The organism is Salinicola sp. (genome assembly GCF_982684285.1).
Map to the genome: position 1 here is coordinate 1 of NZ_CEXLVS010000315.1, position 3,957 is coordinate 3,957.

Here is a 3,957-nt window from a genome sequence, read left to right on the forward strand (position 1 = left end):
CGGCAAGGGCTCCGACCTGGGCGCCGGCTGTTCGACCATGGGTACGCTCTCGGGCGGCGGCAACGTGGTGATCAAGATCGGCGAGAACTGCCTGATCGGTGCCAATGCCGGCCTGGGCATCCCACTTGGCGACCGCTGCACCGTCGAGGCTGGCCTCTATGTCACCGCGGGCTCCAAGGTCACCGTGCTGGACGATCGGGGTGAAGCCGTGCAGACCGTGGCCGCACGCGAACTCGCCGGCCAGGACGACCTGCTGTTCATTCGTCACTCGGTGACCGGGCGCCTGGAGTGCCGCACCAACAAGAGCGCCGTCGCCCTCAATGAATCGCTGCACGCCCACAATTGATCCGACCCGACCGGCTGCCCTGGAGAACCGCATGCCCCAAGCGTCAATGACGACCGCGCCTTCCGACACGCTGGCACTGGCTCTCGAGTTGCTCAAGCGACCGTCGGTGACGCCGGACGATCACGGCTGCCAGGCGCTGATGATCGAACGTCTGGAGCGCATCGGCTTCCGGATCGAGCGGATGTCGATCGGCGGCATCGACAATTTCTGGGCCACCCGGGGCCAGCACGGCCCGATGCTCGCCTTTGCCGGCCATACCGACGTGGTGCCCAGCGGACCGGAGAGCGAGTGGCAGTATCCGCCGTTCGAGCCGCGCATCGACGAAGCGGGCTTTCTCTGCGGGCGCGGGGCCGCCGACATGAAAGGCAGCCTGGCGTCGATGGTGACGGCGGTCGAGCGCTTCGTCACCGCCCATCCGGATCACCACGGCAGAATCGCCTTTCTGATCACCGCCGACGAGGAAGGCCCTGCGGTACACGGCACCCGGGCCGTGGTGGAGCGACTGCGCGAGCGTAACGAGCCGCTGGACTACTGCATCGTCGGCGAGCCCTCCTCCACCAGCCACCTGGGCGACGTGATCAAGAACGGCCGCCGCGGTTCGCTGGGCGGCGTGCTGCGGGTGCGCGGCATCCAGGGCCACGTGGCCTATCCTCATCTGGCCCGCAATCCGATTCATCAGGCGCTCGCCGTCCTGTCCGAACTGGTCGACGAGCCCTGGGACGCCGGCAACGACTTCTTTCCGGCGACCAGCTTCCAGATCTCCAACCTGCATGCGGGAACCGGCGCCACCAATGTCGTTCCCGGCGAGCTGGAAGTGACGTTCAACTTCCGCTACTCCAGCGAAGTCACGCAGATGCAGCTGCGCGAGCGGGTCGAGCGGAAGCTGGCCGCCCACGGGCTCGATCACCAGCTCGACTGGACGCTCAATGGCTAACCCTTCCTGACCGCGGAGGGGGAGCTTCTCGAGGCGGCACGGCGCGCCTGCGAGACGATCACCGGCCACCGGCCCGCGCTTTCCACCTCCGGCGGCACGTCGGACGGACGCTTCATTGCTACACTGGGCACCCAGGTGATCGAGCTGGGCCCCGTCAACGCCACCATCCACCAGGTCAACGAACGCATCCGTGCCGACGACCTCGATACCCTGAGCCGCATCTACGAGACGATACTCGAGCGGCTGTTCGCCAGAGGAACCCATGGAGCGTTTTCCTGATATCGAAATCTACCTGGCCGTTGCCGACGTCGACGCCATCACGCAATGGCTGCGGCAGGCTCTGGACGACGACGCTCTGACGCTGAACCGGGCCGGCAAGGGAATCTGGCGCGGCAGGACCGCAGGCGCCGAGCGCGGCATCGGCATCATGCTGGTCGAACGGGCCGCCGATGGTTACGCCAGCCTGTGGTTCGACTGCGACGCCACTCCCTGGCCCAGGGATGCCGACTGCGCGCGTGATGCCGCTCGCGAGCTGGGTTGCGAGGCCCGCTGCTCGCTGGGTGGCTGGCAGCCCGGCGACGACCCCGATCGTTTCTGGCAGGTAACGCCGGACGGTCGCGAGAGCACCATAGAGTGGCCCGACTCGGGCCGCTGATCACGCCGTCGCCGCCATCACGCGGCCCATCCGACAGGGAGTCACTCACATGGCGGAATCCAAGCCAGTCATCTACGCCGCCATGGGCGGCAATCTGCTCATCGCGATCACCAAGTTCGTCGCGGCCGCCATCACCGGCAGTTCCGCCATGCTCTCCGAAGGCATTCACTCGGTGGTGGACACCGGCAATCAGATTCTGTTGCTGCTGGGCATGAAGCGGGCCAAGCGGCCTCCGAGCCCCCAGTTCCCCTTCGGCCACGGCAAGGAGGTCTACTTCTGGAGCTTCGTGGTGGCGCTGTTGATCTTCGCGATCGGCTCCGGCGTCTCCCTCTACGAGGGCGTGATCCACATCTTGCACCCCGAGCCGATCGAGTCGCCGCTGGTCAACTACGTCGTGCTCGGGCTGGGCATCCTGTTCGAGGGCGCATCCTGGGCCTTCGCGCTCAACGAATTCCGCAAGACCAAAGGCAAATGGGGCTACGTCGAGGCAGTACACCGCGGCAAGGACCCCTCGATGTTCGTGGTGATCTTCGAGGACTCCGCCGCTCTGCTCGGTCTGATGGTGGCGCTGGCCGGTGTCGCCCTCTCCCAGTGGACGGGGATTCTGCTCTTCGACGGTATCGCTTCGGTGATCATCGGCTTGATCCTTGGCGGCACCGCGATCTGGCTGGCCAAGGAGACCAAGAGCCTGCTGATCGGGGAGAGCGCCAACCAGCACGTGGTCGAGAGCATCCGCCGGCTGGCCGGGGATGCCGACGGGGTGGAGGGCGTCAACGAAGTCCTGACCATGCACATGGGCCCCAATTTCATCCTGGTCAATCTCAGCGTTCGTTTCGCCCGCGGAGCCACGGCGGAGCGCATCGAGCGTGCCATCGCCAGGCTCGACCGGGAGATCAAGCAGGCCCACGACGGCGTCAAGCGGGTGTTCGTCGAGGCCGAAGCGCGCGCGGGAGTCGACGAAACCCCATCGTCCTCCGGCGCTTGACGAAAAACCCCCGGAGGCAGGCCTCCGGGGGTCGGTCATCGGGCAATCCAGCCGAGGCTGTCAGGTGATGACGGTGACGTCATCCGCCTGCAGGCCGCGGTCGTTCTCGATCACGTGGTAACGGACCTTCTGTCCTTCGGCGAGAGTCCGGTGGCCCTTGCCCCGGATCGCCCGAAAGTGCACGAACACGTCCTCGCCGTCGGCGCGCGTGATGAAGCCATAGCCTTTATTGACATTGAACCATTTGACTTCACCCAGCTCGCGATCGTCGTTCTCCACGTCCGCCAGCATGGCAGCCGTGACCGCGCGTGGGGTCGCTGGCGCCAGCAGAGCCATGGCCAACGTGCCCAGCCACAGAACGATGAAGACGGCGATCACCGTCGCGCCATACATCGCCGAGACACCTTCCACGTTCAAGAACCAGGTCAGGTCGGTGGCCAGCATGCTGCTGATCAGCGTGATCAAAAGACCGATCAGCAATGGCGAAGGTATCGAGAGGAGTAGACTGATCAGCGTACAACGCAAAATTATCTTGCTATTCATGGATTCTCATATCTCTGGACGTCGGAACAAGGAAAACCCACCGCGCCTTCTCGGCCAGCGGAGACGGTTTTCATACCCAATATCGTTAATCGACTTTCACTAACTACGATTCCACCAGCTACCGTTTCACTCATTACTAAAGGTGCCGTGAATGAAAGATGACACACAGCGTCGGCAGTCTAGCACGGTCGAGACGCCCTCGCGTACGACCTCGGAAGCTCGCCTCGACGCGCTCGAGAGCCGCCTGACATTCCAGGAAGACTGGCTGGAAACGCTCGACCGCCTGGTGAGACAGCAGGCGACCGAGCTCGAACGACTCGGCCGCGTCAATGCGCTGATGCGCGAACGGCTCAGCGCGCAGCGTCAGGCCATCGACTAACTGGGCGGCGAGATGCCGCGCCCCGAGGATGAACTGCCGCCGCACTATTGAGCCAAGCTAAGCCGCGAGCCGCGAGCCGCGAGCCGCGAGCCGCGAGCCGCGAGCCGCGAGCCGC

General features: G+C 65.0%; 5 protein-coding genes and 1 pseudogene. 5 read left to right on the forward strand and 1 reads right to left on the reverse strand.

From position 1 onward, the window contains the following. From AC3AYF_RS18920 to AC3AYF_RS18935, 4 genes and pseudogenes are all read left to right on the forward strand, one after another. Positions 1–346 (forward strand): DapH/DapD/GlmU-related protein (locus AC3AYF_RS18920; protein ID WP_295039527.1); only part of this gene is annotated, 346 nt, incomplete at its 5' end. A 46-nt stretch (positions 347–392) separates the two neighbouring features. Further along, a pseudogene (dapE, locus tag AC3AYF_RS18925) lies at positions 393–1,559 on the forward strand (succinyl-diaminopimelate desuccinylase). Next, positions 1,543–1,935: a hypothetical protein gene (locus AC3AYF_RS18930; RefSeq protein WP_295039533.1), complete on the forward strand. Its 393-nt coding sequence runs from the start codon at positions 1,543–1,545 to the stop codon at positions 1,933–1,935. Before dapE ends, AC3AYF_RS18930 begins: the two are co-directional and overlap by 17 nt. Positions 1,936–1,984: 49 nt before the next feature. Continuing rightward, complete coding sequence (locus tag AC3AYF_RS18935; protein ID WP_295039536.1) at positions 1,985–2,920, forward strand: cation diffusion facilitator family transporter; 936 nt, start codon at positions 1,985–1,987, stop codon at positions 2,918–2,920. 60 nt (positions 2,921–2,980) lie between these two features. On the opposite strand, the gene AC3AYF_RS18940 is transcribed toward AC3AYF_RS18935, so the two are convergent. Further along, complete coding sequence (locus AC3AYF_RS18940; protein ID WP_295039540.1) at positions 2,981–3,463, reverse strand: cold-shock protein; 483 nt, start codon at positions 3,461–3,463, stop codon at positions 2,981–2,983. Positions 3,464–3,614: 151 nt separating this feature from the next. Here AC3AYF_RS18940 and AC3AYF_RS18945 point away from each other — a divergent pair, with 151 nt between their 5' ends. Further along, on the forward strand, positions 3,615–3,842 hold the full coding sequence (locus AC3AYF_RS18945; RefSeq protein ID WP_295039543.1) for a SlyX family protein: 228 nt from the start codon (positions 3,615–3,617) through the stop codon (positions 3,840–3,842). The last annotated feature ends 115 nt before the right edge of the window (positions 3,843–3,957 follow it).

What these genes read in the sequence shown, in the direction of transcription:
- AC3AYF_RS18930 (WP_295039533.1), top strand. Translation starts at nt 1,543, where the DNA reads ATGGAGCGTTTTCCTGATATCGAAATCTACCTGGCCGTTGCCGACGTC.
- AC3AYF_RS18935 (WP_295039536.1), top strand. Translation starts at nt 1,985, where the DNA reads ATGGCGGAATCCAAGCCAGTCATCTACGCCGCCATGGGCGGCAATCTG.
- AC3AYF_RS18940 (WP_295039540.1), bottom strand. Translation starts at nt 3,463, where the DNA reads ATGAATAGCAAGATAATTTTGCGTTGTACGCTGATCAGTCTACTCCTC.
- AC3AYF_RS18945 (WP_295039543.1), top strand. Translation starts at nt 3,615, where the DNA reads ATGAAAGATGACACACAGCGTCGGCAGTCTAGCACGGTCGAGACGCCC.